Source organism: Corallococcus sp. CA054B (genome assembly GCF_003611625.1).
GTDB lineage: Bacteria > Myxococcota > Myxococcia > Myxococcales > Myxococcaceae > Corallococcus > Corallococcus coralloides.
Genome location: NZ_RAVY01000012.1, coordinates 44,354 through 67,337, shown reverse-complemented (window position 1 = coordinate 67,337; position 22,984 = coordinate 44,354). Strand labels below are relative to the sequence as shown.

The window sequence follows — 22,984 nt, the reverse complement described above, 5'->3', positions numbered from 1 at the left end:
GAATATGTGTTGCCATTGGCGCGGGAACTCCTCAGCATGACCGTACATGGCCGCCCCGCTTGTCTCGCAGGGCCCCGCGGATGCCCCGGCCCGGGCGTCCCTTGAGGAGGGGCTGAAACACAGTGCGCTCTGGCGCCGGGCGCTGCCGTGGCTGGTGGGCGGCTGGCTCGTGACGAGCGTGCTGGGGCTGGGGCTCGTGTGGTCCTACGCGAATGCGGAGGGGCCCGCGGCCACGCCCCCTGGACGGTTGCCGGAGCGGTTCGCGCGGGCGCCGGGCGTGTGGACGCTGCTTGTCTTCGTCCACCCGCGATGCCCGTGCTCCCGCGCGACGCTGGCGGAGCTGGCGAAGCTCCTGGACCGGCACGGCGCGCGGCTCTCCACGCACGTGTTCGTCTGGGCCCCGCGTGAAGCCCCGCCGGGCTTCGAGCGCTCGGAGCTGTGGACGCGCGCGGCGGCCCTGCCAGGGGCGGAGGTGGTGGCGGACGTGGACGGGCAGGTGGCGCGCGAGCTGGGGGCTCGCACGTCGGGACAGCTGGTCCTCTTCTCTCCGGATGGCGTGGAGCGTTTCGCCGGTGGCATCACCCCCACGCGAGGCCACGAAGGTGACAGCGCGGGGGGAGGGGCCATCCGGGAGCTCCTGGACTCGGAGCTCTCCAGCACCGCCACCGCGCCTGTCTTTGGCTGTGCCCTCGAGACACCCCTCGCGTCCGCGGGTGACGACACGTGATGAGCATCCAGTATTCCGAAGCAGCCGTGTCCGAGCGTTCGCGCCAGCTGTTCGACGCGCAATGGCTGTCCTTGGGCCAGCGGACGGACCGGACCTTCGTCGCCTTGATGGTGTTGCAGTGGCTGGGCGGCATCGCTGCGGCGGTGTACCTGTCGCCCCGGGCCTGGGAGGGATTGCAGAGCACGGTCCACTCCCACGTGGTGGCCGCGGTGGGGCTGGGCCTGCTCCTGAGCGGCCTGCCGGTGGTGCTCGCGCTCACCCGGCCCGGCCGCGAGTCCACGCGGCATGTCATCGCGGTGGGGCAGGCGCTGATGTCCGGACTGCTCATCCACCTGATGGGCGGCCGCATCGAGACGCACTTCCACATCTTCGGCTCGCTGGCGCTGCTCTCCATCTACCGGGACTGGAAGGTGCTGCTCACTTTCAGCGGCGTGGTGGCGGCGGACCACCTCCTGCGCGGCATGTTCTGGCCGGAGTCCATCTTCGGCATGCACGCCCGCGGGGCCTGGCGGTGGATGGAGCACGCCGCGTGGGTGGCGTTCGAGGACATCTTCCTCATCGCCTCCTGCGTGCAGGGCCAGCGGGACCTCCGGGAGGCCGCGCGGCGCGAGGCGCAGCTGGAGCTGTCCCGGAACGCGGTGGACGAGCAGGTCGTCCTGCCGCTGATGGGCACCGCGAGCGCGCTGCGCGAATCCGTGACGACGCTGACGGAGTCCACCCGCGAGCAGCGCCAGGAGCTCTCCCGCCAGGCCCTCGCGCTGGAGGAGACGCGGGGGACGGCGGAGGAGATCCGTCAGACCTCGCTGGCCGCCTCGGAGCAGGCCGCGCGGGTGCTGGGCGCCACGCAGCAGGCCGGGGACGTGGGCGCGGCGGTGGAGGACGCCATCGGCCGGAGCGTGGAGGGGCTGGCGGACCTGCGCGCGCAGGCGGTGGACCTCTCCGAGCGCATCCAGGGGCTGGCGGCGTACACGGAGCGCATCGCCGGCATCACCCGGACGGTGCAGGACCTGGCGGACCAGTCCAACGTGCTCGCCATCAACGCGGCCATCGAGGCGGCGAGGGCCGGGGAGGTGGGCCGGGCATTCTCGGTGGTGGCGCGGGAGATGCGGGGCCTGGCGTCCCAGTCCGTGGCGGCCACGCAACAGGTGCGCTCGGTTCTGGACGACACGCGCTCCCGAATCCAGGGGGTGGTGGATCTCACCCGCCAGGGCAGCGAGCGCATGGGCCGGGGCATCGAGATCATCCGCGCCTCCGGTGAGCGCCTGTCCATGCTGTCCGGGCTGGTGAAGGGCAACGCGGACGCGGTCCGCCAGATCTCGGCGTCGGTGAGCCAGCAGTCGGCGGGGGTCTCTCAAATCTTCACCGCCGTGTCGGACCTGACGGCGCTGATGCAGGCCTCGGTGGCCCGGGTGGAGGCCACCCACGCGGCGGCGGACCGCCTCCAGCAGGTCACCGACCAGGTCCACGGCGTCATCGCCCTGTATCAGGAGAAAACCTGAAGGGTCACCGACACGCGGCCTGTCTTGGAGTACATGGACGCCATGAACTCCAGACTCCGTCGTTTTCTGTCGTTTTCCTCGGTTCCCCTCCTCCTGAGCTGCGGCGCTGCCGCGGTGTCGGACACGCCGGCTGAGGCGCTGGCGGTGCAGACGCAGGAGCTGGCCTCGGGCACGCCCGCGGGCATCGGGGTGGTGCTGTTCCTCAATGAGTACGCCCTGACCTTCAACATGCTGGACACGCAGGTGCCGCTCAACGCGCAGGCGGCGCAGAGCATCATCAACTACCGCTACGGGCCGGACGGCATCCCGCACACGGCGGATGACAAGCGCTTCGTCTCCATCGAGCAGGTGGACGCGCTGCCCCAGGTGGGGCCGGCGGCGCTGGCGGCGTTGGAGGCATACGCCCGGGGCACGGGCCGGGTGGAGCTGCCGGTGGACGGCTGGGTGGGCACGTTCCACGGCGTGTCCTTCAACGTGTCGGAGGCGCGCCGGGCGCTGGCGGTGGTGAACACGCAGTCGCTGGCGGCGCTGCAGTCCACGTACAACGTGCCCGCGGCGGCGGCGAACGCGATGGTGGCGGCGCGGCCGTTCTACGACATCCTGACGCTGGGCCGGCTGGCGTTCGTGGATGCGACCGCGCTCCAGAACCTGAAGGCGGCCACGCTGCAGGGCGAGGAGGGCGACGCCTGCACTGGCGTGGGCACGTGCGGGCCGAACCTCCACTGCGAGGGCAAGCCGAATGACGGCTCCAGCCCCTACGGCCGCTGTGTGACGACGTTGCCCATCCCGGGTAACGACACGTCGTGTTCGCGCTTCGTGCCGTGTCAGGAGGGGCTGGCGTGCCACGGCCTGGACTCGGGCGCGACGGAGGGCTGGTGCCGGCCGGCGTGGATGTCCGGCGAGTTCACGGCGTACTCGGACCTGACGCTCCAGGGGAACACGACGCCGCTGACGGCGACGCAGCCGGTGGTGGGCCTGGCGACGGTGCCGGAGGACATCACGGTGGAGCTGGACCTGGCGCACAACAACCCGTCCAGGCTGGTGCTCACGCTGGAGGATCCGGGCGGTGAGACGGCGCTCCTGTGGGACGGGCCCAACGAGGGCACGCCGCCCAAGCGCATCCCGGTGACGCGCGGCATCCCCCGCGACGGCACCATCAACGGCCTGTGGAAGCTGCACATCGTCAACCCGTCGGGCGTGGGCAACGGCAAGCTGCGCGAGTGGGAGCTGAAGCTCACCAGCCGCTGGGACTGACGCGCAGCCTTCGAGTCCATCGAAGGATGATTTGACGCCCGCGAGGCTTGTCCTCGCGGGCGTTCAGCGGGGTAGGGCGTTTTATCGGGGAATACCGGCTGTGCTATCACTGGGAGTCCCTCCAACCGGGAGCCTTCCGTGAAAGCACGTCTGTTGATGGTGTTCGCGTCGTTGTCGCTGGGCTTGCTTGCCGCGTGCGGCAACGTGGACATGGACTCCACGTCGCTTGCGCAGGGCGAGTCCGGACTCGGCTCTGAATGTCCCTGTGGCGGCGTGGGCCCGTGGAACTGTCTGCCGTGTGCCTTCATCTGCGGTGACGGCATCTGTGACTCGGCCAACGGCGAGTCCGTCAACACCTGCGCCGAGGACTGCACGCCGCTGCCCTACTGTGGCGACGGCTGGTGCAACAACGGCGAGACGAACGCCACCTGCCCGTGGGACTGCGCCCCCTCCACCTGGTGCGGCGACGGTCTGTGCAACGGAAGCGAGACGGTGGCCAGCTGCCTGCCGGACTGTGGAAGCCTGACGTGCGGCAATTACCTCTGCGAGGCCCATGAGATGGGCTGGTGCGCGGACTGCGGCCCCATCTGCACCGGTCCGAACTGCCCGCAGTGGCCGCAGGACCCGTAGCGAGGAGCCTGGGAGCGCACACATGATCGTCAGCGTGCAGGGTGGTATCGGTATTGGCGTGCCGAGGAAGGGCAACCTCGAGCTGTTCTTGAACACCACGGGGTTGATTTCATGTGTGGGGTTCCTGATTGAGACGGACACCCACCTCTACCTGGCCCACATCACCCCTCCCTCGGAGACGGATCTCGAAAAGCGCTCTGAAATCGAAAGACGGCGCATGCGGGCGTCGACCCTCATCGCGGAGGTGCTCAATGAATCCATTGAAACCATGCGGGTGAAGTCGAACACCATCGTCTGGCGGATGAACATCACGCTGTTCGTGTTGGATGAAGGGGCCATGGCAGAGGCTCACTTCAAGACCGTTCATGCCGAGGTGTTGAAGCTGACGTCCACCAAGAGGGTGCCGGTGGAGTGCCTGGGCTACGACGCGCTCTATGTTCGCGTCAGGGATGGCGCGTTCCATACCCAGCCGCCCCAAAACACCGTCCACAAGAACATCTACCTGGAGGGGGCCTGGGAGGATGAGGTGAGGCGTATCGAGCCTTCCGTCAGGAGAGAGTTCGGTTTCGCCACGGATGAATATGACGTGGAGATGGCCCACAAGGAACGCCACGTCATCCTGACCCGGACGCCAGCGCTCCTGACACAACGTGGCGTGGCCAATGCGTGGGTCGTGGATACGACGTATTGAGACCCATGCACTCCATCCAGCGTCGCTGCGTGTCCGCCATGACCTTGTCGCTGGCGGGATTGCTGATGTTCGCCGGTTGTGAGCCGGAGGTCCGCGAGCCCACCACGGCGCCTCGTGAGGCCCTCGCTGCCTCCGCGGCTCCACGGGCCCTCGGGCTCGGAGGTGACACCTCCTGTGTCTGGGGGAGTCCGGACTGCAACCTGTGCAGCCCTGACGTGCCGCTGCGCTTCCAGGAACTGCGCGACCACGGCGAGGTGCTCGGCTTCCATCCCGGGCCGTTCAACCTCAACGTGGCCTACCCGGGCGCCAATCACTGGCAAGGCATCCAGCGGCTGTCGACCCACTCAGGCCGCCTCCTCGTCCTGTCCAAGCGGGATGACGCTCCCGGAGGCAACGTGGGGCACCTGGTGCACATGGCCAGCCGCAACGGGGAGGGTGGGCGCTTCCGCTCCAACCGGCTGAGCCCCTCCATCAAGGAACCCGAGGACACCGCTCCGCCGGGCGCGGACGCAGCGGTGGCGGCGCTGCCGGTGCTGGACGGCTACCGCCACGGCGGCGGAATGCAGGCGGTGGGCAGCATCCTGGCGCTGCCCATGGAGGAGGGGCCCGGTCCGGGGCGCATCGCGCTCTACGATTACAACCACTCCCTGACGCCGAGCCCGTTCGCCTTCGTCCACGGTGAAACAGCCACCGCGGGCACGGCCTCGTTCACGAAGCTGTCGGACGGGCACTTCCTGCTCCTGCTGGGGCAGGTGGACGCGAACACGCTGGAGGTCTTCCGCTCCTCGGAGACCGACCTCCACTCCGCGACCAACCAGTGGGTGCGCATCGACAGGTGGCGGAAGTCGGAGCTGCCGGACGGGCAGTGGGGCGCCTTCCAGAACCTCAACTTCGTGACGGACTGCAATGACTCACAGATCTACCTCGTGGGCACGCGGCTGGGCGGCCTGCGCTGGGGAGCGGTGAGCGACGACTACGCGCACCTGTACCGGGTGCACCTGGATGGCCACCTGCGCCTGGAGCACGTTGCCTCCAGGCACCTGTACTGCAGCAACGACGGTTCGCGGCAGTGCAACCTGGACGCAGGCGCGGGCCTCTTCGTGGGACCCGACCGCGGCCTCATCCTCTACGGCACCGAGCACGCGGATGACGGCCCCGGTTCGACGGTGAAGCTGGTGGAGTTCCGCGGCGTGTGGGCGGACACCCGCTGCCGCACGGACATCGGGCACGCCTACGTCGACTTCTACGACGACTCCAACTTCAGCGACCGGGGCTTCATCTTCGACTACAGCGACCAGGGCTTGAAGAACTGGGCGCGCTTCGACGACGTCGACAGGTTCAACGACAAGACCTCCTCAGTCCGCTGGTGCATCCCGCCGGGCTACCGGGTGCGGCTCTACGACGACTCGAATTACAAGGGCAGCTCCAGGGACCTCGTGGGCGACGGCGCGCTCCACGAAGCCAACCTGAACAGCAAGGCCTGGGGCTTCAACGACAAGGTGTCGTCCGCGCGCTGGCTGAACGAGTGACGCGGAGGGGGGCGGCTGGTGGTGCGGTGCGGGAAGGTGCTATCGCGGGACCCCATGCGACCACGCCTTGCGTTGCTCTTCCCGCTGCTGCTTTGCGCGTGTGCAAGCGGTCCATCACGGCGCGCGGACGACACCGGCGGGGAGCCCCTGCCTCGAAGGAGCCCCATGAAGCCGGATGCCCCCTCTCTTGCGCGCGGTGAGGCGCTGTTGCGCCATGGCACCGGGAGCGACGCCGTCGTTCCGGCCGAGCCGGCCCCCGCCGTCCAGGAGCTCGGGGCCCTGGCGGGGTTCGGCCAGGCCTGGACGTCGTGCTCGGCCCGGGCCTCGGTCTACCTGTTCGACAGCTACAACGAAGCAGGTGCGGCGGAGGTGAGGCTGAAGAAGCAGGTGCGCGAAGGGAAGCAGGGGGCCGGCACGGTCAACGGCAACTGGATGATCTGGGCCACCGCCGATGCGAAGGACGAGGCCGGCCGCGACGTCATCGAGCGGGTGGTCTCCTCCTTCGCGGGCGAGGAGTGAGGCCGTGAGTCAGGAGACGGAGGCCAGCTCGGGTGAGGAGGGACGCTCCCGCCGGACGTGGTTCTTCATCGTCCTCGGTGTGCTGGCCTGTTCGTGCCTGGGCATGGTGGTCGTCAACACGGTCCGCAACTTCGTGCGTTTCGGCCAGCGCGCCCGCGCGGCGGAGTGCAGGTCGAACCTGAAGGCCTGGTACACGCTCCAGCAGCGCCACTTCCAGGACACGCGGACCTACGAGCCGGTCTTCGCGAAGGTGGGCTTCGCGCCCGAGCGGGGCAACCGCTACGCGTACTTCGCGGGCCGGGGACCGATGGAGGTTCGCGACCAGGAGCGAAGCGCGGCGCCTGCGGGGTCGGTCGCCATCGGCGCGGACACCCACCAGTTCACCTACCTGCGCCCCTTCGACGTGGAGGCGCTTCATCCGTCCTTGAAGGCCCGGCTTGGTGTCTCCGGCACATGCCCCGCCTGCGACATCACCCTGGCCTGCGTCGGGAACACCGACGAAGACGCGACGCTGGATGTCTGGGTCCTCTCCACCGGACCGCTGGACCTCCAGGACGTGGACGGAGATGCCGCAGAGCCCGGCATCCCCGTGCAGCTCGTGGACGACACGCGGGACTGAGGGGCTACAGCTTCGTCCCGCGCAAAGTCGTGGCGCCTGGAGTCGTATTAGAATTGACTAATATGAGTGCGGACTGTAGTGAGTTCCGTGAACGGAGGAGGTCCGCACATGCTTCACACCCTGATTGGCGCCCAGTTCCGCGCGTGCGTCGAACGCGATTACGAGGGCAAGCCAGCCCACGTGGTCGTCGCGCATCGTGTCTATCCCACCCACATCGAGGACCTGTGGGACGCGGTCACCAACGCCGAGCGCATCCCGCGCTGGTTCGCGCCCGTCGAGGGGCAGCTTCAGAAGGGCGGCCGCTATCAGATCAAGGGGAACGCGGGAGGCACCATCACCCGCTGTGACAAGCCCGAGGCGTTCGACCTGACCTGGGAGATGAACGGCGGCATGAGCTGGGTGACCATCCGCCTGGCGCCGGAAGGGAAGGGCACGCGGCTGACGCTGGAGCACATCGTGCACTCCGCGGACGTGGAACAGTTCTGGAGCCAGTTCGGTCCTGGCGCCACGGGCGTGGGCTGGGATTTGAGCTTCCTGGGCCTGGGCCTGTACCTGGAGACGGGCAAGGACGTGGCCGCGGAGGCCGCCGCGTCGTGGGGGACTTCCGACGAGGCGAAGACCTTCATGCGCACGAGCGCCCAGGCCTGGGCCGACGCCCACGTCGCGGCCGGTGAGAAGCCGGACGTGGCCCGAGGGATGGCCGAGCGCACGGCCGCGTTCTATACAGGGGGCTGATGCACGCCTTCGACGTCCTCGGCGATCCGGTCCGCCGCCGCATCCTGGAGCTGCTCGCGGAAGGCGAGCACGCTTCGGGCGAGGTCGTGGACGTGATCCAGCGTGAGTTCGGCATCACGCAGTCCGCCGTCTCGCAGCACCTGAAGGTCCTGCGGGACAACGGCTTCGCGACGGTGCGGGTGGATGGCGCCCGGCGGCTGTACGCCGTGGACGCCGCGCCGCTGGCGGAGGTGGACGCCTGGCTGGACCGCTTCCGTGCGTTCTGGACGCCGAAGCTGGACGCCCTGGCTACAGAAGTCGCGCGGGGGAAGAAAAAGCGGGGGGAGTAGGAGGCAGGCGCCCCCACGGACCACGCCGTGTCACTGGACGCGGCGAGCCACCCCCGGCAGCTTCTGGCTCCGGCTCCCTTCCCCCTGGAGCCCAAGGAGTCCAACGGATGAAGCTCAAGGCGCTCTGCATCGCCGTATCGCTGCTGGCCGTCCCTGGCGTGGCCGCCGCGCAAAGCCCCTTCGATTCCATCAAGAAGGCCGCGGGCGACGCCGGCAAGTCCACCGTGGAGAAGCGCGTCAACACGAAGCTCACGGAGGAGGGCCGCAAGAACCAGTGCAGCTTCAAGACGGGCACCGCGGAGCTGGCCCCCGGCTGCGACGCGAAGCTCAAGAAGCTGACCAATGCCCTGGTGGACGCGAAGAAGCAGCTCGTCGCGGCCGGCGTCAAAAGCTACAAGTTCGAGGTCTCCGGCCACACCGACTCGACGGGTGACGCCGCGAAGAACAAGGCGCTCAGCGAGCAGCGCGCGGAGGCCATCGTCAAGGAGCTCGTCGCTCGAGGCATCCCCCGCGGCGAAATCACCGCCGTGGGCTACGGCTCCGAGCGCATGCTGGTGAAGCCAGACAACACCGAGGCGAAGAAGGCGCAGAACCGCCGCTACGAGCTCCAGGTCCGGCTGTAATCCCTCACACGGCTGAGAGGGGGCGGCGCCCGTGGCGCCGCCCCGTCACTCAGGCCTTCACCGCATCGAGGATGCTGGTCCCGCTCTGCGTGGGGATGAGGCGTTGGACCTTCCAGCCGGTCGCGGCGAGCAGGGCCTGGAACTCGTTGTAGGTGCGCTCGCGCCCGTTGGCGACCACCAGCATGTTGAGGTCCATCAGGTGGGTGATGTCGGGAGTCCGGTTGTCCGGGATCACCATCTCCACCACGAAGAGGCGGGCTTGGGATGGGGCCGCCTCATGGAGCCGGCGCAGGATGTTGGTGCAGGCGTCATCCGCCCAGTCGTGGAGGATGTGCTTGAGCAGGTAGGCGTCGGCTGCCGGAATGCCGGGCTCGAAGAAGTTCCCGGCCACCACGTCCACCCGTTTGGCGAGCCCCCGGGACTCCAGGACGGGCTTCGCGCTTTCAGCGACCTGGGGCAGTTCGAAGAGGATGCCCCGGCAGGAGGGATGGGCGCGCAGCACCTGCGCCAGCAGGTCTCCGTGACTGCCTCCAATGTCCACCACGCGGGCGAAGGGGGAGAAGTCGACGTGCCGGGCCACCTGGCTGGCGACCATCTCGGACCAGTCCCCCATGGACCGGGCGAAGTGCTCCGCCTCGTCGGGGTTCTTGGCGAAGTGCTCCCAGATGTCGACTCCGAGCGCGGCCTGGATGGGCGAGCTCCCGGTGCGAATCGCCTCGGGGAGGTGTCCCCAGGGGAGCCAATGCGACGGGCTGCTCTGGATGATGGCCAGCTCCTTCAAGGAGCCCGGGACGTTCGAGCACAGGCCCTCTCCCATGGGGGTCAGGGCGAAGGTCCGCTCGGCGAAGGCCACGAAGAGGCCCGTGGCGAGGCCGGCGCGCATCAGCCGAAACAAGGCTTCCGGGTGGACACCCAGCTCCGCCGCGAGCGAATCGCTGTCGCGGGCCCCTCCTGAGAGCAGGTCCGCGAGTCCCAGGCGGGCCACGGTGCCAATGACCTGGGTGCGCCAGTAGCTGGTGATGGCCAGGTGGAGCTGCTGCGTGGGGGACGGACTGTCGCCAAGTGTGTTTTCCATGGCGCGAGTCTAACGCCGTGATCCCCGGAGTAGACTCTTTCCGTGGAAGGTGGATGCCAGGAAAGGTCGTGCGGAATGGCGGCACAATACGATGACATCGCCGTGAAGCTGTCGGACTGGGATGTCCTGCCCGTGCGTTCGGAGTACCTCGAAGGCCACACCTTCTTCAACGCGCTTGGCTCCGTGAAGGGACAGTCCGTCCTGGACGTGGCCTGTGGTGACGGGCTCTACACGCGGCAGCTCCAGGCGCGGGGCGCTCACCGGGTGGCTGGCGTGGACATCTCAGAGGAGATGATCCGCGTCGCCCGGCAACACGAAGCGGCCCAGCCCCTGGGAATCGAGTACCACGTGTCGGACGTGGCGGACATGGCGCCGCTGGGTGTCTTCGATTGCGTGACGGCCGTCTATCTCCTGCACTACGCGAGCTCGCCCGAACACTTGCTGCGCATGTGCCGGAACATCCACGCCCACCTGAAGCCCGGGGGACGCTTCGTCACGTACACGTTCAACCCTGGGTTCAGTGCGAAGGGCCCCAACAGCACCCGGTATGGCATCACGATGTTGGACTTCCCGGAGTCGCCCAGGGAAGGGCAGGGCATCTCCGCGGAGCTGCACGCGAAGACGCCCTTCACCATCCACTTCTCCCACTGGAGCCGTGACACCTACGAGCGCGCCCTTCGTGAAGCGGGCTTCCACCGACTCACCTGGATGCGCCCGGAATGCGCCCCCGAGGGCATCGCCCGGTACGGCCAGGAGTTCTGGCAGGACTACCTCGACAACCCGCACGCGGTCGCGCTGCGCTGCGAGCGGTGAGCCCACCTAGACTTCTTCGAATTTCATTCCTGTGGCGCCAATGCGCTCAAGTGCGTCGCGGATTTCCTCCCGGACGATCAACGCGATGGGCCAGCCCCAGGTGCGGAACACCTTCGCGTCACCTACCTGCGAAGCGTCAATCCGCATTCCCCAAACGTCTCGGTACTCTCCAACCTTCTCAGGACGCCCGTCCTCCGGCGTCCACATCAGGATTTCCTCGGAGGCCTTGTCGTCAATGCAGCGAATCAGCTTGGTTGCCACGAGGATGCGGAACTGCTCAGGCTGACCCGCGACCTCTACGGGAAAGAGCTGCACGTCATCGGGAGCAAGGTCCGCGAAGACGGATGCCACCTTGGCGTGGACTACCGGCGTTGAGCGGGCCGCTAGCGAGAAGTCGAGCGCTGTTCCGGGGAGATACAGCGGGAGCTTCAAGCGGCCCGGAGCGTCAACAGGAGTCCCGTCAGTAAACACCCATGGCTCACTCAACGCTCTGCCTTCAACGTCAGTAGGGGCGCCGAGCAGCCACCGGCCTGGACTGGTCATGTCGTCGCTCAGGTCGAAGTAACGCTTGGGCATGCGGACCATTGTGTCGCCCCTATGCTCCCGTCACCAGTCTGTTGAGGAGGGTGTCGGGAGCGGCGATGTCCTGCGCCAACTTGTCGAGTTCCGCTGTCAGCACTTCGCGGCACTGCTCCATCGTGCGGCAGTTTCGCGTTGCTGCGTCCAGGCGCCGGAAAATGCGTTGATGGTACGCCAATGGGTGGGGCCCCTTATGACCTTTGACGCGGACGATGTTCGCTGGGTCGTCCAGCGACATGCCCGCCCGGTCGAAAATCTCCTGAAACCGGGGTGACCACGGGCCTTCATTGTTCGTGGCCTTCCACCACTTGTTCGTGGCGATGTGGTGGTCGTGGCCCTCCGCGTCCACCGGGGCGGCAGCCGTGCCACCCATGGCCCGTGCCGTCATGGCCACTGCATTGGGGGCGAGTGCCACGGTGACGGCCTCGCCCGTCACCGCCACCGCTCCGACTTCGCCCACGGCGGCAAGGCGGAGACCCGCGCGGCCCCCAGCCGCCGCTGCCGCCTGGGCTGAACCGGGCAGCGTCGGCACCTTCGAGGCGAAGCCCGCAGCCGTGTTGCCGACGGCCACCGTCGCAAGCAGCGCGAAGGCTCGCGCCGCGTTCCGACCCATCACCTTGCCGTAGCGCTCACCTGCATCGCGTAGCTCGTCAAACGTGGTGGCCCGGTCCGCCTCTTCCACCAGCAGTTTGAAGCCCGCTATCAGCGTCCAGAAGGTGTCCACCCCGAGGTAGGCAATGGCTGTCGCCGTCATCACCGCAGCCAGTCCCTTGCTCACGGGTTCGGGCACCGACCAGAGGACCAGATAGAGGGTCATGGTCCACAGCGCAGCAGAGAGCGCCGCGTGCGGGTCGGCCATGCCTTTGAAGGCATCCAGCATCTCTTCCAGGACAACACCTTGAGCCATGGCCATGGCCAGCGCATAGCGCCCGTCTCCAGTGACGGTAGGGCTCTCCGCCAGCAAGCGCAGACAGTCGCCCTTGCGCCCGGTGCGCTCGCACCAACGCAGATATGCCCGCGTCAGCTCCACCTCCGTTGGCGGCATGTCGGAGGCCAGTGCAGCCCCCTCCAGTGGCGTCATCTGCCGGGTGCGCGGATCGAAGAGGTACGTGCCGCCTCGGGCGTCCACGCCCATCAGGCGCCGCGCGGCCTGCTGCGGATTGGCCGGGAGCCTCACGCCCCGCGCAAGCCTCGCCACGGCCGCTTTGAATTCGCGCCGCTCCACCTCCACCGGTTCGGCTTCGCCGCTTTGAGGCGTGAAGGCGATTGGCGGCCCCTGGCCTGTTTCCAAGCGCACCACGCGCCCTGAGGCACAGCCTGTCAGCCAAACCCACAGGAGTAGCGCGACAGCGCGATGTGCCCTCATCAGGTCCCCCAGTGGGAAAGAGCTTCATCCTCCAGGGCGAGGCAGGGCCACGACCAGAACCCATCGGATCGGGCCGCCCCGAGCGGGTGCTGACTGCTGCTCACCGATGCGTTACTTCGCCTTGATGAAGAACCGATGCTCCGACCACCAGTCGAAGTGACCGCGGCTGCGTGAGAAGGAGATGCTGCGGTCGGCATCGAGGACCTTCTCCCAGATGTCGCCGCCATCCTTCTTCTTGAGCGTGCCCGTCGGCTTCCCCAGGAGCTTCGTCGCCGTGAAGTCGTTCACGCCCGAGGGCAGCTTGAACGCGAGCGGGCCGTCGTAGTTCTTGCCCAGGTGCACTTCGTGGATCACGCCGTCGCGCCCGACGCTGACGGTGATGCCGCGCTTCGTGTCCTTCAGCTTCCCCTGGGCCTTGGGCAGCTTCGTCGGCAGCTTCAGCTTCTTCAAATCCGCCGCCAGCTTCGCGTCGCTCACATGCCTGCCGAGCAGCGACACCAGCCCGCGCGGCAAGGGCGCGAGCTTCTTCACGCCCTCGCTCACGACGGGCGCGGGCGTGGCTTCGCGCTGATAGGTCCGCACGTTGAACTTCGCGGGCTTCGGCGCCTGGACCACCTCCTTCTCGAGCCACGCGCGCAGGGCCTCGCGCTCGTCGCCCTCATCGAGATCGTCCAGGCGTGTCTTCCCCTTGCCCAGCGCGAGCAGGAACGCTTCGAGGCTGGGCGCGACGAGCTTCAGCGCGTCCGACTCCGAATCGAACAGCACCACGGGCGCCGGCTTCACCGCCGAGACGAGCGCGAGCAGCGAACCGTCCGGCAGCGAGAGGAAGCACCACGCGTCGCGCAGCCCGCCCGGCATCTTCGGTGAAACCAGCTCGAAGGTTCCGAACGCGCCGTGCTCCTGCTTCGCGACCCACTTCGCGAAGCGCGCGAGCAACGGCGGAACGGCCTGTCCCTTGGGCGCCTTCAGCTTGACGAAATACCTGCTCATGGAATGCCCGCTGTCCTCAGCGGCCCTGGAACTTGGGCGGGCGGCGCTCGGCGAAGGCGGAGAAGGCCTCCGTCAAATCCAGCGACTGGAGGAACGCCGAGTTCCACACCGCCACGTAGCGCAGCCCGTCCGCGATGGACTTGTCCGCGCAGTACTCCATCACCTGCTTGGCGCCCTGGACCACGAGTGGCGGGTTGTCCGCGATGCGCCTCGCCGTCGCCCGCGCCTCCGCGAGCAGGGCCTCGGGGGAGGGGAAGACCTCGTTGACCAGCCCCATGCGCAGCGCACGCGCCGCGTCCACGTCGCCGCCGGTGTAGGCCAGCTCTCGCGTGTTCCCCTCGCCGATGATGCGCGGCAGCCGCTGGAGCGCGCCCAGGTCCGCGACGATGCCGACCTTCACCTCGCGCAGGGAGAACTTCGCCTCCTGCGAGCAGTACCGGAAGTCACACGCGGCGATGAGGTCCATGCCTCCGCCAATGCACCAGCCATGCACCGCGGCGATGACGGGCTTCTTGCACCGGGCCATCCCTTCCGTGGCCTGCTGCATCTCCCCAATCAGCTTGAGCAGCCGGCTGCGCTCCAGCGCCAGGTTGCTCTCGCCGGTGAGCAGCGGCCCCAGGGACTCCATCATCCCCATCAGGTCCAGGCCGTAGGTGAAGTTCTGGCCTTCACCTCGCACCAGCAGCACGCGCACGTCGTCGTCGGCGTCCAGCGCGCGGAGCGCTTCCGGCATCTCCCGCCAGAAGTCGGGGCCCATGGCGTTGCCCTTGCCCGGGCCCGTGAGCACCAGTTCGGCGATGCCGTCGGCCTTCTCGATGCGCAATGACTTGTACGTGACGTCCATCCGTTGCCTCCCAGGGAAGTGAGCGGATGGCACTTGAGCAGATGCCGCTCAGGTGGGCCAGAACCGGTGGCACTCCGCGCTCCATTCGGAATGGCGGGTGCGGCCGGACGTCCAGGTCTTGTAGCGGTAGTCGTGGCGGCTGCGCTTCTGGAAGTAGAACGACCAGCGCCCCGACTCCCGCACCCCGAACACGGTGCCGAACTGGATCAGCTCGTCCTGGTCCACCTTCCAGAACGACCGGAAGGCATGGGTGCCCACGTGGTACCAGGATGCGCCGCTCACGCCGCGCTCGTATTCGAGTTGGGCGGTGCCCGCCGTGCTCAGCATGCCGGGCATGTAGTCATGCATCGACGCGGAGGCCGACGACTGCTGGCTGCCGCCCATGACCTTCCGGGCGGCGTTGAAGCGGGCCTCCATGACCTGGACCTTCGCCTGGTACCTCGCCGCGTCGTTGGGCGCGTTCGCTCCCGCCGAGTTCGCGTTCAGGTGGTACACCGTCGGCGAGGCCGGGTCGCCGGTGACGAAGATGGAGCACCCCTGAAGCGCGGCGGTGACGAAGTAGTTCGCGTGCGAGCCCAGCCGCACGCAGTGGGTGCTGTCGAAGCCCCAGTGCAGGTAGTAGATGTCGAAGGACTGCGCCACCACGGGGCCACCCACCTCCAGGGACAGCAGGTTGTGGTCCCCGTTGAAGATGATGCCGGTGCCCGGTTCGGTGATGGGGTTCGTGTTCTCCGACAGGTCGACGGCCTCGTGCAGCGCCCCGCTGAGCACACAGCCCTGCGTGTCGTAGACCGTGGCCTCCAGTCCGTGCGGGTCCAGGTTGCGCTCGTGCATCAGGCGCTTCAACCCGACGAGCGACTTCTGCTGGGACGGAGGTGGTGCGACCCTGAGGGCCGGGAAGACGGCCTGCTTCGAGGCCTTCTTCACCAGGTCCTGCGGCTTGTAGAGGGGGACGAGCGCCAGGGGCCAATCTCCGGGTTGGGGGCCGCGGGAGCATATCGCCCGCGGGGCTGTTTCAGGGCACGTCCATGGCCGTCGGGTCCGCCTTCCAGCGCTGGAGCTGTTCCTTGGAGGGAAAGCCCGTCACGCGGTAGCGCTCCGGGTACACGCCCAGCTCGGGCATCAGCAGCGTTCCGGCGTCGCGCACCACGAGGTCCCAGCGGACCGCGGCCACCGGGGGCGCGTCCGGGCCCAGCGCCGCGTCCACGAAGAGGATGACGTCCGCTCGCGGGAGCAGCGACTCACCTTCATTGGACCAGACGGTCTGACCGAAGAAGCGTCCCCGGTCGTCCTTGGCTGGAACCAGGCTGGCGACGAAGACCTCGCCGTGCTCCTGTTGTTGCCGGAGCCGCTCGGTCTGGTCCTGGTAGCCGCGCACCCGGCTGGTGAACGCGAGCTTCTCCAGGATGCTCCGCGCCGGGCTCTTGGGTCCGGGGAGGAAGGGCTTCCATCCGTCGGCGGTGAGGCGCAGTGCGCTCCCGTCCACGGGGCGCGGTGCCTGGACGCCCTCCAGCGCGGCCTCCGCCAGCGTGAGCAGGCCCGTGGCGTCGTCGGCGCCGGTGATGAGCACCGTGTCCCGGTTGGGGACGACCACCACCGGATCGCCCTTCACCTCGCAGCCGCGCACCACGTCGTCCAGCAGCAGCCGTGAGGCACCGTAGCTGTCGTTCGTGAAGATGGCGCAGACGCCCAGGGTCAGGTGCCGGAGCGGCGCGGCCTCCATCCGCCGCAGGTTGGTCATCGCGTCGGCGCGGGCCTGCTCGTAGGAGATGCCCCAGCGCGCCAGCTCCTCCGTGGGCACGTAGCGCATGGCGTCCGGGGTGTCCTGGACGAGCGCCTCCGCCAGCACCTCGCCCACCGGCCGCCAGGACACCGGCGCGGACTCACCGGCCTGCTGGGAGAACGCCTCGAAGGTGTCGCGGGCACGCACCACGAGCCTCAGCAGGGGACGCGCCTGCTCGTAGGTGGACGGGGCCTCTGGGAGCACGCCCGCCCGCCCCAACCGTGCGAGCACCTCGCCGCGCCGCTCGGGCGGGGTGTCCTGGTACTCGCGGTAGAAGTTCGCGAGGTTGAGGGTCATCCCCAGACCGCCGTCCGGGGTGTAGCGCTGGATGAGGAACTGCTCCGGGTCGTACCTCAGCTCGCCCGTGGGGTCCGCGGCGCGGAGGGCCGCCAGGGCCTGCTGGGCGTATTCATCCCGGTCGCTCGCCTCCAGGGACAGCGTTTCATGAACGGCTGGCGTTCCATTGGCGAAGACCAGCGCGGCGACGAGCACCAGGGCCGACACACCGAAGCCGGCCACCTTCCACTGCGTGTTGCGTGACATGGGCCCGGCACACTAGCACCGGCCCTGAGGCGCCAGCTCAGAGCTCGTTGAAGACGAGCAGGCCCCGGGAGGTGTCCACGACGTACACGTGGCCGTCTCCGGGAACGCGGATGCCAATGGCGCCTTCAAGCAGGTCATCGCCCCGGTGGAGGTCGGACTCACGGAACGTGTTGAAGTAAGCGACTTCGCGCGGCTGAGGGGGAACGGAGACGTCCAGCACGCGCAGTCCTTCCTGGTAGTAAGCGATGTAGAGCCGCTTGCCCCTGAGGATCATGTTGTGGATGGAGGTCTGCGGCCGCAGCTTGTAGCGCCCCATGAGCTGGATGTTGGTGGGGTCCGTGACGTCCAGCACGCGCAGGTGGGCGCCCTGGTACTCGCCGCCCTCGAACGCGACGGTCTTCCCCGCGAAGGTGCCCACCGCGCTCGCGTGACTGGTCGCGTAGCTGTTGTCACTCTCGAACGTGTAGTGGCCCAGCTCCTGTGGGCTCAGCGGGTCCTTCACGTCGTAGACGACGTAGCCCGCGCTGAAGTGGTTGACGTAGAGCCGGTCCTGATAGGCGAAGGAGTCATGCGCCGAGGGAAACATGGACGTCGTGTCCGCGGCGGTGAAGCGGTTGAGCAGGACGGGCTCAAGCGGCGCGGAGATGTCGAAGACCAGCGTCTCTCCGGTGGGGGCGGGACCCGGTGACACGGCGTAGAGCCGGCTACCCTCCACGAACATCGTGTGGACATCGATGGGGCCACGGCCGGGCACGCTGCGAACGAAGGTCGGGGCTGCGGGGTCGGTGATGTCGAAGACGATGACGCCCGAACTCTTGCTGGCGACGTAGAGCGCGTCGTCCTTGGCCCAGGCCGCGTTCCAGTACGAGTCTCCCGGCAGGGTGATCCGCTTCGTGATGACGGGATGGCTCGGGTCACGGACGTCGACCACCGCGAGCCCTCCCGGGGCCTGCGTGAGCGGGTCGTCAATGGAGACGACGTAGGCGTGGCCCCGGTGGACATACACATCCACCGGGCGCACCGTCTGGACATGGGTCTCGGAGAGGAGCCGCAGCCCTCCCGAGGATTCGGACTCGCCCCGTGCCCAGGTCATCCGCGCGGCTTCGAAGGTGCCCGAGGTGGCGACCTTGCCATCGGTGCAGCGGGCGAAGCACCCCGTCACCAGCCCGGGCCCGGTGACGCCGCAGCCCGCGAAGACCAGGTTCCGGACGGTATTCCGGAAGGGGTACTGCGCGGAGAAGCGGAAGCCTCCCTGGAGCTGCTGCCGCGTGACTGGAGCGCTCCGCATCGTCGGGAGGGAGTTCATGGTCGCGGTGCCGCCATCCGCGGGGACCCGGATGCCAGCGAAGTCCGCGAGGCCCGAGGCGTGGCGCATGTCCACCTGGTAGATGCCATGCGGCTCCAGGGTGGCGAGCGAGGCGGTGTCACACTTCGACAGGTCGAAGAGGGAAGGGTCGTCGCAGTCGACGACGGTCCCCGGGGGCGGTGTGAAAGCGCAGGGGGCGTACTCGCCCCGGTCGACCCAGTCCGTCGGGTCGACCAGGGGCGTATAGGTCCCGTCCCAGGGTTCCACGGGAGGAGGGGGCCGCGGGGGCTCGGACGTGTCCGAGCAGGAGGACGACAGCAGGGCACAACCGAGGATGACTGCACGCAAGGCAGGGGACTCGAGGGCCATGCCCGGGAGTGTATAGCGTTGCGCAGGGTGAAAGGGATTCGCTCCCTGCTTTCGTGGCCCGAGCGTTCAGTGGGCACTCCGGCGTCAATCCGTCATCAGCACCATCAGCACCCGCGTCAGGGACTGTGCCTCGGCGTGGTTCGGGTTCAGCCGCAATGCCTCGTCAACCATTACCTGGGATTCTCCCAGCCGGCCCTCCTCCTTGAGGTGCGCGGCGTAGGCGTAGAAGGCGTCCGCCGAAGCGGGCTCCTTCGCGATGCGGTCCAGCAGGGGCTTCTCTTCTTCGTCGGGCGGCAGGAAGGCCGAATCGGGAGGGCAGGGGTCGCCGTACTGCCCCTTGATGGTCTTGGAGTACGCCCCCGGCGCGAAGGCCTTCACCGCCTTCATGAGCTTCTTGATGTCCGTGTCGCCGCCCTTGGGGCACAGGCCGAGGACGGCGATGTACAGCCCCTTGTTGAGGCCGGGATACTCATCCGACTTCGACACGCCCGGGAACCCGGTGGTCGACAGCCGGACCCAGAGCACCTGGGGCTTCAGCTTGTCGAGCGCGGCCTGGGCCTCGGCCTCGGTCTTCCCACCGCCGACAATGACGATGTCATAGGTCCGCGGCTTGGGCTCCTTGGCCAAAGCCGTGAAGGGAAGACAGACGCCGAGGAGGAACAGGAGTCGTGCGGTCATCCCACGACTCTAGTTCAAACGCTCAGGCCTTCACCGTCTCGAGGATGCTGGCCCCGCTCCGGGTGGGGATGATGCGCTCCACCTTCCACGCGGTCGCGGTGAACAGCGCCTGGAACTCGTCCCGGGTGCGCTCGCGCCCGTCGGCGAGCACCAGCATGTTGAGGTCCATCAGGTGGGTGGGGTCGGGATTCCGGTTGTCCGGAATCACCATCTCCAGCACGAAGAGCCGTGCCCCGGAAGGAGCCGCCTCATGGATCCTGCGCAGGATGTTGAGGGAGGCGTCATCCTCCCAATCATGGAGGATGTGTTTGAGCAGATAGGCATCGGCCGCGGGAATGCCGGGCTCGAAGAAGCTCCCGGCCACCACGTCCACCCGGCTGGCGAGTCCCCGGGACTCCAGCGCCGTCTTCGCGCCCTCGGTGACCCGAGGCAGGTCGAAGAGGATGCCCCGGCAGGAGGGATGGGCGCGCAGCACCTGCGAGAGCAGGTCGCCGTGGCTGCCGCCAATGTCCGCCACCCGGGCGAAGGGGGCGAAGTCGATGTGGTGCGTCAGCTCGCTGCCCACCAGGCCGGAGAGGTTGCCCATGGCCCGGGCGAAGTGCTCCCCTTCGTCGGGATGCCGGGCGAAGTACTCCCAGATGTCAGAGCCGAGGGCGGCCTGCACGGGCGCCCTGCCGGTGCGAACCGCCTCCGAAAGGAGCCCCCAGGGCAACCAGTGGGACTTGTCGCTCTGCATGATGGCCACCGCCCTCAGCGAGCCTGGGACGTCCGAGCGCAGCCCTTCGCCCATGGGAGTCAGGGCAAAGGTCCGCTCGGAGGGGGAGGCGAAGAGGCCGGCGGTGATGCCGCCGCGCATCAGCCGGAACAGGGCGCCTGGGTGGACGCCCAGCTCCGCCGCCAGCGAATCACTGTCGCGCGGGCCACCCACGAGCAGGTCCGCGATCCCCAGGCGGGCCACCGTGCCGATGACCTGGGTGATCCAATGGCCATTGATTGCCGCGAACAGCTGCTGCGTGGGAGACGGAGTCTCGCTGGGCATGGTTTTCATGCCGCGATCCTATCCCTCCCGTGGATTGACGTCTGCATTTGACCAGGAGTACGACCCGAGGATGACCTCACCGACCGTCCATCCTGCGCAGCTCATCGTCGACCTGGGTTTTGGTTTCATCGTCTCTGGCGCGCTGGCGACGGCCGCGGAGCTGGGCGTCGCGGACCACCTGGAGCAGGGGCCCAAGAGCGCGGCCCGGCTCGCGGAAGACGTGGGCGCGGATGCGGCGTCGCTGTACCGGGTGCTGCGGCTGCTCGCGAGCGCTGGGGTGTTCTCCGAGGATGGCGACGGAAACTTCGCCCTCACCCCCGCCTCCGAGCTGCTGCGCACCCAGGCCCCCGGCTCCCTGCGCAGCGCGGTGTTGATGCTCACGCAGGACATCTTCTGGGCACCGGCTGGCGCGCTTACGCAGACGGTGCGGACGGGGACGAACGCCTTCGAGCGCATCTTCGGCAAGCCCTTCTTCGACCACCTCGCGAGCAACGCCACGGCGGGCGCCACCTTCCACCGGGGCATGTCCAGCCTGTCGGACCTGGAGAACGGCCCCATTGCCCGCAGCTATGACTTCAGCGGCTGCCGGCAGGTCGTGGACGTGGGCGGAGGCCACGGCGGCTTCCTTATTGAAGTGCTCCGCTCCACACCGTCGGTCCGGGGCGTGCTCTTCGACCACCCGCACGTCCTGGACGAGGCCCGCATCGCCTTGGAGGGGCTCTCCGAGCGCTGCGAGCTGGTGGCAGGGGACTTCTTCCAGGCGGTGCCTTCCGGCGCGGACGCGTATGTCCTCAAGCGCATCCTCCACGACTGGAGTGATGCGGTGTGCGTGGACATCCTCCGCCACTGCCGCCGCGCGATGGCGGAGGGCGGCCGGGTGCTGGTCGTGGACACGGTCATTCCACCCGGGAGCGCGCCGCACGGGGGCAAGGTGCTCGACGTGATGATGCTGGCCTCGCTCCCGGGCCGGGAGCGCACCGAGGAGGACTTCCGCAAGCTCTTCGCCCAGGCGGGTCTGCGGCTGTCGCGCGTCATCCCCACTCCGGCCGCGCTCAGCATCACGGAGGCCGTGGCGGTGTAGGGCGCCGGGCCTGCAAGCCTGTCTGTTGATGCGCTTCAGCGAACCTACTGCGGGTGTGAGCGCAATCGTCGATATTGCAAGTCATTCTCGATATCCTCTGGTTCAAAGACAATCCGGTCTTGGGAGGACATCGCCATGCGCAGAACCGCTCTTCGTACCGCTCTTGCCGTCGCCACCGTCGCGGGCATCGCCATCTCATCCACTGCCGCGCTCGCCGAGCCCGCCGAGTCCGCCGAGTTCGCGATCGACTGGGAGTCGGGCCTGACGTTCTACAGCAGCGATTACGTGACGCCCTTGGCGAACTTCCCGGCCCCTGACGGCGAGTGCCATGCGTTCCCAGCCACCGCCGGCCTCCTGGTAGGGTGGAGCCACTTCGAGCATGTGATCGCCTACCGGACGGCGGACTGTAGCGGCTATGCGTTCGGGCTCGGCACGCTGCGGTCGTTCCAGCCGGGCGAGTTCGCGAGCTTCACCGCCTACTGAGGCTCCACGGCGGATGGGCGCCTCTTCCGGGGCGCCCCTCCTCCGCGGCACGTCAACGCAGCAGCCGCGCGCAGATGGGCAGGTGGTCGGAGGGCTCCTGCTCCGAGGGCAGGGGCGTCCGCTCGTCCAGCGCTGACAAGGGGTCCGGCCGGGCTCGCAGCGCGGCGGAGTGGAAGAGGAAGTCGATGGTCTTGGGGATGCCGTTCGCGTTGCAGGTCGGCTGATGCCGCCCCTCGTAGGCATCCCGCAGTCCGGCCGCTTCGAATGCCTGGACCAGCGGCTCTCCGGGCCGGGCATTGAAGTCGCCGCACACGATCCACAGGGCCTCTGGATCCTTCCGGACCAGCTCGTCGATCAGCTCGGTGGCCTGCTGCATGCCCTGGTGCTGCTCCACCGGCCTGTCGGGGCGGTCCCACCGCAGGTGCGTGCATGCCACGCGAAGCCGCGCTCCGCCGACGTCGAAGTCCACGACCAGCGCCAGATGCCCGGAGATGCGTCCGTCCTCCAGCCGGTCCTGGAAGTAGTGGGCCCGGTGGCCCGGACTCCGCTCCCATCGGTGGAAGACGGCGCAGCCATCGGGGCGGCCTTGCCCCTTCTGGGCCATCACCCCCGTGTAGCCGTGCGGCGCGAGGCCCTCCTGGAGCGCGGCGAAGCTGTCGGGCTCCACCTCCTGGAGGCAGACGATGTCCGCGTCCAGGCCCACGATTCGTTGAACCAGCGGTGCGTGTCGGCTTCGCGGCCGGAGCAGGTCCGCGGGCGTGTGCGGGAACCACTCGGGCTTGACGTAGGCATCCGCCAGGATGTTGTACGACGCGATTCGCAGGTCCACCGTCATGCCGTCCATGCTGCCACGAGCGGCGGACGCTCGCGCCCGGACGTG

Annotated in this window: 25 protein-coding genes; 14 read left to right on the top strand and 11 right to left on the bottom strand. The window is 68.3% G+C overall.

Annotated features, from left to right (window positions below; all coding sequences use genetic code 11):
- Positions 1-46: 46 nt before the first annotated feature.
- The 11 genes from D7V80_RS05355 to D7V80_RS05305 all read left to right on the top strand — a co-directional run bounded on the left by D7V80_RS05355 (position 47) and on the right by D7V80_RS05305 (position 9,155).
- Positions 47-727: a RedB protein gene (locus tag D7V80_RS05355; RefSeq protein WP_120587122.1), complete on the top strand. Its 681-nt coding sequence runs from the start codon at positions 47-49 to the stop codon at positions 725-727.
- A complete protein-coding gene (locus tag D7V80_RS05350; protein ID WP_120587121.1) occupies positions 727-2,226 on the top strand; it encodes a methyl-accepting chemotaxis protein in 1,500 nt (499 codons plus the stop codon). The genes D7V80_RS05355 and D7V80_RS05350 overlap by 1 nt, the downstream gene beginning before the upstream one ends.
- Positions 2,227-2,268: 42 nt before the next feature.
- On the top strand, positions 2,269-3,480 hold the full coding sequence (locus D7V80_RS43585; protein WP_120587139.1) for a proprotein convertase P-domain-containing protein: 1,212 nt from the start codon (positions 2,269-2,271) through the stop codon (positions 3,478-3,480).
- A gap of 138 nt (positions 3,481-3,618) precedes the next feature.
- Complete coding sequence (locus D7V80_RS05340; RefSeq protein WP_120587120.1) at positions 3,619-4,110, top strand: tenascin-X; 492 nt, start codon at positions 3,619-3,621, stop codon at positions 4,108-4,110.
- Positions 4,111-4,132: 22 nt separating this feature from the next.
- Entirely contained in the window at positions 4,133-4,801 is a 669-nt protein-coding gene (locus D7V80_RS05335) for a hypothetical protein (RefSeq protein ID WP_120587119.1), read from the top strand.
- Between the two features lie 5 nt (positions 4,802-4,806).
- On the top strand, positions 4,807-6,330 hold the full coding sequence (locus tag D7V80_RS05330; protein WP_120587118.1) for a hypothetical protein: 1,524 nt from the start codon (positions 4,807-4,809) through the stop codon (positions 6,328-6,330).
- Positions 6,331-6,495: 165 nt separating this feature from the next.
- Positions 6,496-6,849 carry a hypothetical protein gene (locus D7V80_RS05325; protein ID WP_120587117.1) on the top strand — a complete coding sequence of 118 codons (354 nt, stop codon included), beginning with the start codon at positions 6,496-6,498 and terminating at the stop codon, positions 6,847-6,849.
- A gap of 4 nt (positions 6,850-6,853) precedes the next feature.
- A complete protein-coding gene (locus D7V80_RS05320; RefSeq protein WP_158616549.1) occupies positions 6,854-7,468 on the top strand; it encodes a fimbrial protein in 615 nt (204 codons plus the stop codon).
- A 108-nt stretch (positions 7,469-7,576) separates the two neighbouring features.
- Positions 7,577-8,203, top strand: a complete 627-nt coding sequence (locus D7V80_RS05315) for an SRPBCC family protein (protein ID WP_120587115.1) — start codon at positions 7,577-7,579, stop codon at positions 8,201-8,203.
- Entirely contained in the window at positions 8,203-8,532 is a 330-nt protein-coding gene (locus tag D7V80_RS05310; protein ID WP_014396181.1) for a helix-turn-helix transcriptional regulator, read from the top strand. Before D7V80_RS05315 ends, D7V80_RS05310 begins: the two co-directional genes overlap by 1 nt.
- A gap of 107 nt (positions 8,533-8,639) precedes the next feature.
- Positions 8,640-9,155, top strand: a complete 516-nt coding sequence (locus D7V80_RS05305; protein WP_120587114.1) for an OmpA family protein — start codon at positions 8,640-8,642, stop codon at positions 9,153-9,155.
- 49 nt (positions 9,156-9,204) lie between these two features.
- On the opposite strand, the gene D7V80_RS05300 is transcribed toward D7V80_RS05305, so the two are convergent.
- Positions 9,205-10,230 (bottom strand): methyltransferase, encoded by a 1,026-nt coding sequence (locus D7V80_RS05300; protein ID WP_120587113.1) that lies wholly within the window; start codon positions 10,228-10,230, stop codon positions 9,205-9,207.
- 75 nt (positions 10,231-10,305) lie between these two features.
- Between D7V80_RS05300 and D7V80_RS05295 the strand changes: the two genes are divergently transcribed.
- Entirely contained in the window at positions 10,306-11,043 is a 738-nt protein-coding gene (locus D7V80_RS05295) for a class I SAM-dependent methyltransferase (RefSeq protein ID WP_120587112.1), read from the top strand.
- A 6-nt stretch (positions 11,044-11,049) separates the two neighbouring features.
- Here D7V80_RS05295 and D7V80_RS05290 read toward each other — a convergent pair whose 3' ends face one another.
- The 9 genes from D7V80_RS05290 to D7V80_RS05250 form a co-directional block, all read right to left on the bottom strand.
- On the bottom strand, positions 11,050-11,619 hold the full coding sequence (locus tag D7V80_RS05290) for an imm11 family protein (RefSeq protein ID WP_120587138.1): 570 nt from the start codon (positions 11,617-11,619) through the stop codon (positions 11,050-11,052).
- Between the two features lie 19 nt (positions 11,620-11,638).
- Positions 11,639-12,922, bottom strand: a complete 1,284-nt coding sequence (locus D7V80_RS05285; RefSeq protein WP_370452461.1) for an AHH domain-containing protein — start codon at positions 12,920-12,922, stop codon at positions 11,639-11,641.
- A 177-nt stretch (positions 12,923-13,099) separates the two neighbouring features.
- Complete coding sequence (locus tag D7V80_RS05280) at positions 13,100-13,978, bottom strand: SMI1/KNR4 family protein (protein ID WP_120587110.1); 879 nt, start codon at positions 13,976-13,978, stop codon at positions 13,100-13,102.
- Between the two features lie 16 nt (positions 13,979-13,994).
- Positions 13,995-14,822 carry a crotonase/enoyl-CoA hydratase family protein gene (locus D7V80_RS05275; RefSeq protein ID WP_120587109.1) on the bottom strand — a complete coding sequence of 276 codons (828 nt, stop codon included), beginning with the start codon at positions 14,820-14,822 and terminating at the stop codon, positions 13,995-13,997.
- Between the two features lie 48 nt (positions 14,823-14,870).
- Positions 14,871-15,749 (bottom strand): hypothetical protein, encoded by an 879-nt coding sequence (locus tag D7V80_RS05270; protein ID WP_147446987.1) that lies wholly within the window; start codon positions 15,747-15,749, stop codon positions 14,871-14,873.
- Positions 15,750-15,837: 88 nt separating this feature from the next.
- Positions 15,838-17,148 (bottom strand): hypothetical protein, encoded by a 1,311-nt coding sequence (locus tag D7V80_RS05265; RefSeq protein WP_120587107.1) that lies wholly within the window; start codon positions 17,146-17,148, stop codon positions 15,838-15,840.
- A gap of 37 nt (positions 17,149-17,185) precedes the next feature.
- Positions 17,186-18,823, bottom strand: coding sequence for an LVIVD repeat-containing protein (locus D7V80_RS05260; protein WP_120587106.1), 1,638 nt, complete (start codon positions 18,821-18,823; stop codon positions 17,186-17,188).
- 84 nt (positions 18,824-18,907) lie between these two features.
- Complete coding sequence (locus D7V80_RS05255) at positions 18,908-19,501, bottom strand: hypothetical protein (RefSeq protein WP_120587105.1); 594 nt, start codon at positions 19,499-19,501, stop codon at positions 18,908-18,910.
- Positions 19,502-19,523: 22 nt separating this feature from the next.
- On the bottom strand, positions 19,524-20,549 hold the full coding sequence (locus tag D7V80_RS05250; protein WP_120587104.1) for a methyltransferase: 1,026 nt from the start codon (positions 20,547-20,549) through the stop codon (positions 19,524-19,526).
- Positions 20,550-20,610: 61 nt separating this feature from the next.
- Between D7V80_RS05250 and D7V80_RS05245 the strand changes: the two genes are divergently transcribed.
- Both D7V80_RS05245 and D7V80_RS05240 read left to right on the top strand, forming a co-directional pair.
- Entirely contained in the window at positions 20,611-21,621 is a 1,011-nt protein-coding gene (locus tag D7V80_RS05245) for a methyltransferase (RefSeq protein ID WP_120587103.1), read from the top strand.
- A gap of 135 nt (positions 21,622-21,756) precedes the next feature.
- On the top strand, positions 21,757-22,104 hold the full coding sequence (locus tag D7V80_RS05240) for a hypothetical protein (protein WP_120587102.1): 348 nt from the start codon (positions 21,757-21,759) through the stop codon (positions 22,102-22,104).
- Positions 22,105-22,156: 52 nt separating this feature from the next.
- Here D7V80_RS05240 and D7V80_RS05235 read toward each other — a convergent pair whose 3' ends face one another.
- Positions 22,157-22,948, bottom strand: coding sequence for an endonuclease/exonuclease/phosphatase family protein (locus tag D7V80_RS05235; RefSeq protein ID WP_120587101.1), 792 nt, complete (start codon positions 22,946-22,948; stop codon positions 22,157-22,159).
- Between the last annotated feature and the right edge of the window lie 36 nt (positions 22,949-22,984).

Bases quoted from the DNA above. Each gene is read 5' to 3' on its own strand.
- D7V80_RS05265 (WP_120587107.1), bottom strand. From the start codon at position 17,148: ATGTCACGCAACACGCAGTGGAAGGTGGCCGGCTTCGGTGTGTCGGCC.
- D7V80_RS05240 (WP_120587102.1), top strand. From the start codon at position 21,757: ATGCGCAGAACCGCTCTTCGTACCGCTCTTGCCGTCGCCACCGTCGCG.
- D7V80_RS05245 (WP_120587103.1), top strand. From the start codon at position 20,611: ATGACCTCACCGACCGTCCATCCTGCGCAGCTCATCGTCGACCTGGGT.
- D7V80_RS05290 (WP_120587138.1), bottom strand. From the start codon at position 11,619: ATGCCCAAGCGTTACTTCGACCTGAGCGACGACATGACCAGTCCAGGC.
- D7V80_RS05250 (WP_120587104.1), bottom strand. From the start codon at position 20,549: ATGAAAACCATGCCCAGCGAGACTCCGTCTCCCACGCAGCAGCTGTTC.
- D7V80_RS05280 (WP_120587110.1), bottom strand. From the start codon at position 13,978: ATGAGCAGGTATTTCGTCAAGCTGAAGGCGCCCAAGGGACAGGCCGTT.
- D7V80_RS05325 (WP_120587117.1), top strand. From the start codon at position 6,496: ATGAAGCCGGATGCCCCCTCTCTTGCGCGCGGTGAGGCGCTGTTGCGC.
- D7V80_RS05350 (WP_120587121.1), top strand. From the start codon at position 727: ATGAGCATCCAGTATTCCGAAGCAGCCGTGTCCGAGCGTTCGCGCCAG.
- D7V80_RS05315 (WP_120587115.1), top strand. From the start codon at position 7,577: ATGCTTCACACCCTGATTGGCGCCCAGTTCCGCGCGTGCGTCGAACGC.
- D7V80_RS05305 (WP_120587114.1), top strand. From the start codon at position 8,640: ATGAAGCTCAAGGCGCTCTGCATCGCCGTATCGCTGCTGGCCGTCCCT.
- D7V80_RS05255 (WP_120587105.1), bottom strand. From the start codon at position 19,501: ATGACCGCACGACTCCTGTTCCTCCTCGGCGTCTGTCTTCCCTTCACG.
- D7V80_RS43585 (WP_120587139.1), top strand. From the start codon at position 2,269: ATGAACTCCAGACTCCGTCGTTTTCTGTCGTTTTCCTCGGTTCCCCTC.
- D7V80_RS05260 (WP_120587106.1), bottom strand. From the start codon at position 18,823: ATGGCCCTCGAGTCCCCTGCCTTGCGTGCAGTCATCCTCGGTTGTGCC.
- D7V80_RS05300 (WP_120587113.1), bottom strand. From the start codon at position 10,230: ATGGAAAACACACTTGGCGACAGTCCGTCCCCCACGCAGCAGCTCCAC.
- D7V80_RS05355 (WP_120587122.1), top strand. From the start codon at position 47: ATGGCCGCCCCGCTTGTCTCGCAGGGCCCCGCGGATGCCCCGGCCCGG.
- D7V80_RS05295 (WP_120587112.1), top strand. From the start codon at position 10,306: ATGGCGGCACAATACGATGACATCGCCGTGAAGCTGTCGGACTGGGAT.
- D7V80_RS05310 (WP_014396181.1), top strand. From the start codon at position 8,203: ATGCACGCCTTCGACGTCCTCGGCGATCCGGTCCGCCGCCGCATCCTG.
- D7V80_RS05275 (WP_120587109.1), bottom strand. From the start codon at position 14,822: ATGGACGTCACGTACAAGTCATTGCGCATCGAGAAGGCCGACGGCATC.
- D7V80_RS05235 (WP_120587101.1), bottom strand. From the start codon at position 22,948: ATGGACGGCATGACGGTGGACCTGCGAATCGCGTCGTACAACATCCTG.
- D7V80_RS05330 (WP_120587118.1), top strand. From the start codon at position 4,807: ATGCACTCCATCCAGCGTCGCTGCGTGTCCGCCATGACCTTGTCGCTG.
- D7V80_RS05335 (WP_120587119.1), top strand. From the start codon at position 4,133: ATGATCGTCAGCGTGCAGGGTGGTATCGGTATTGGCGTGCCGAGGAAG.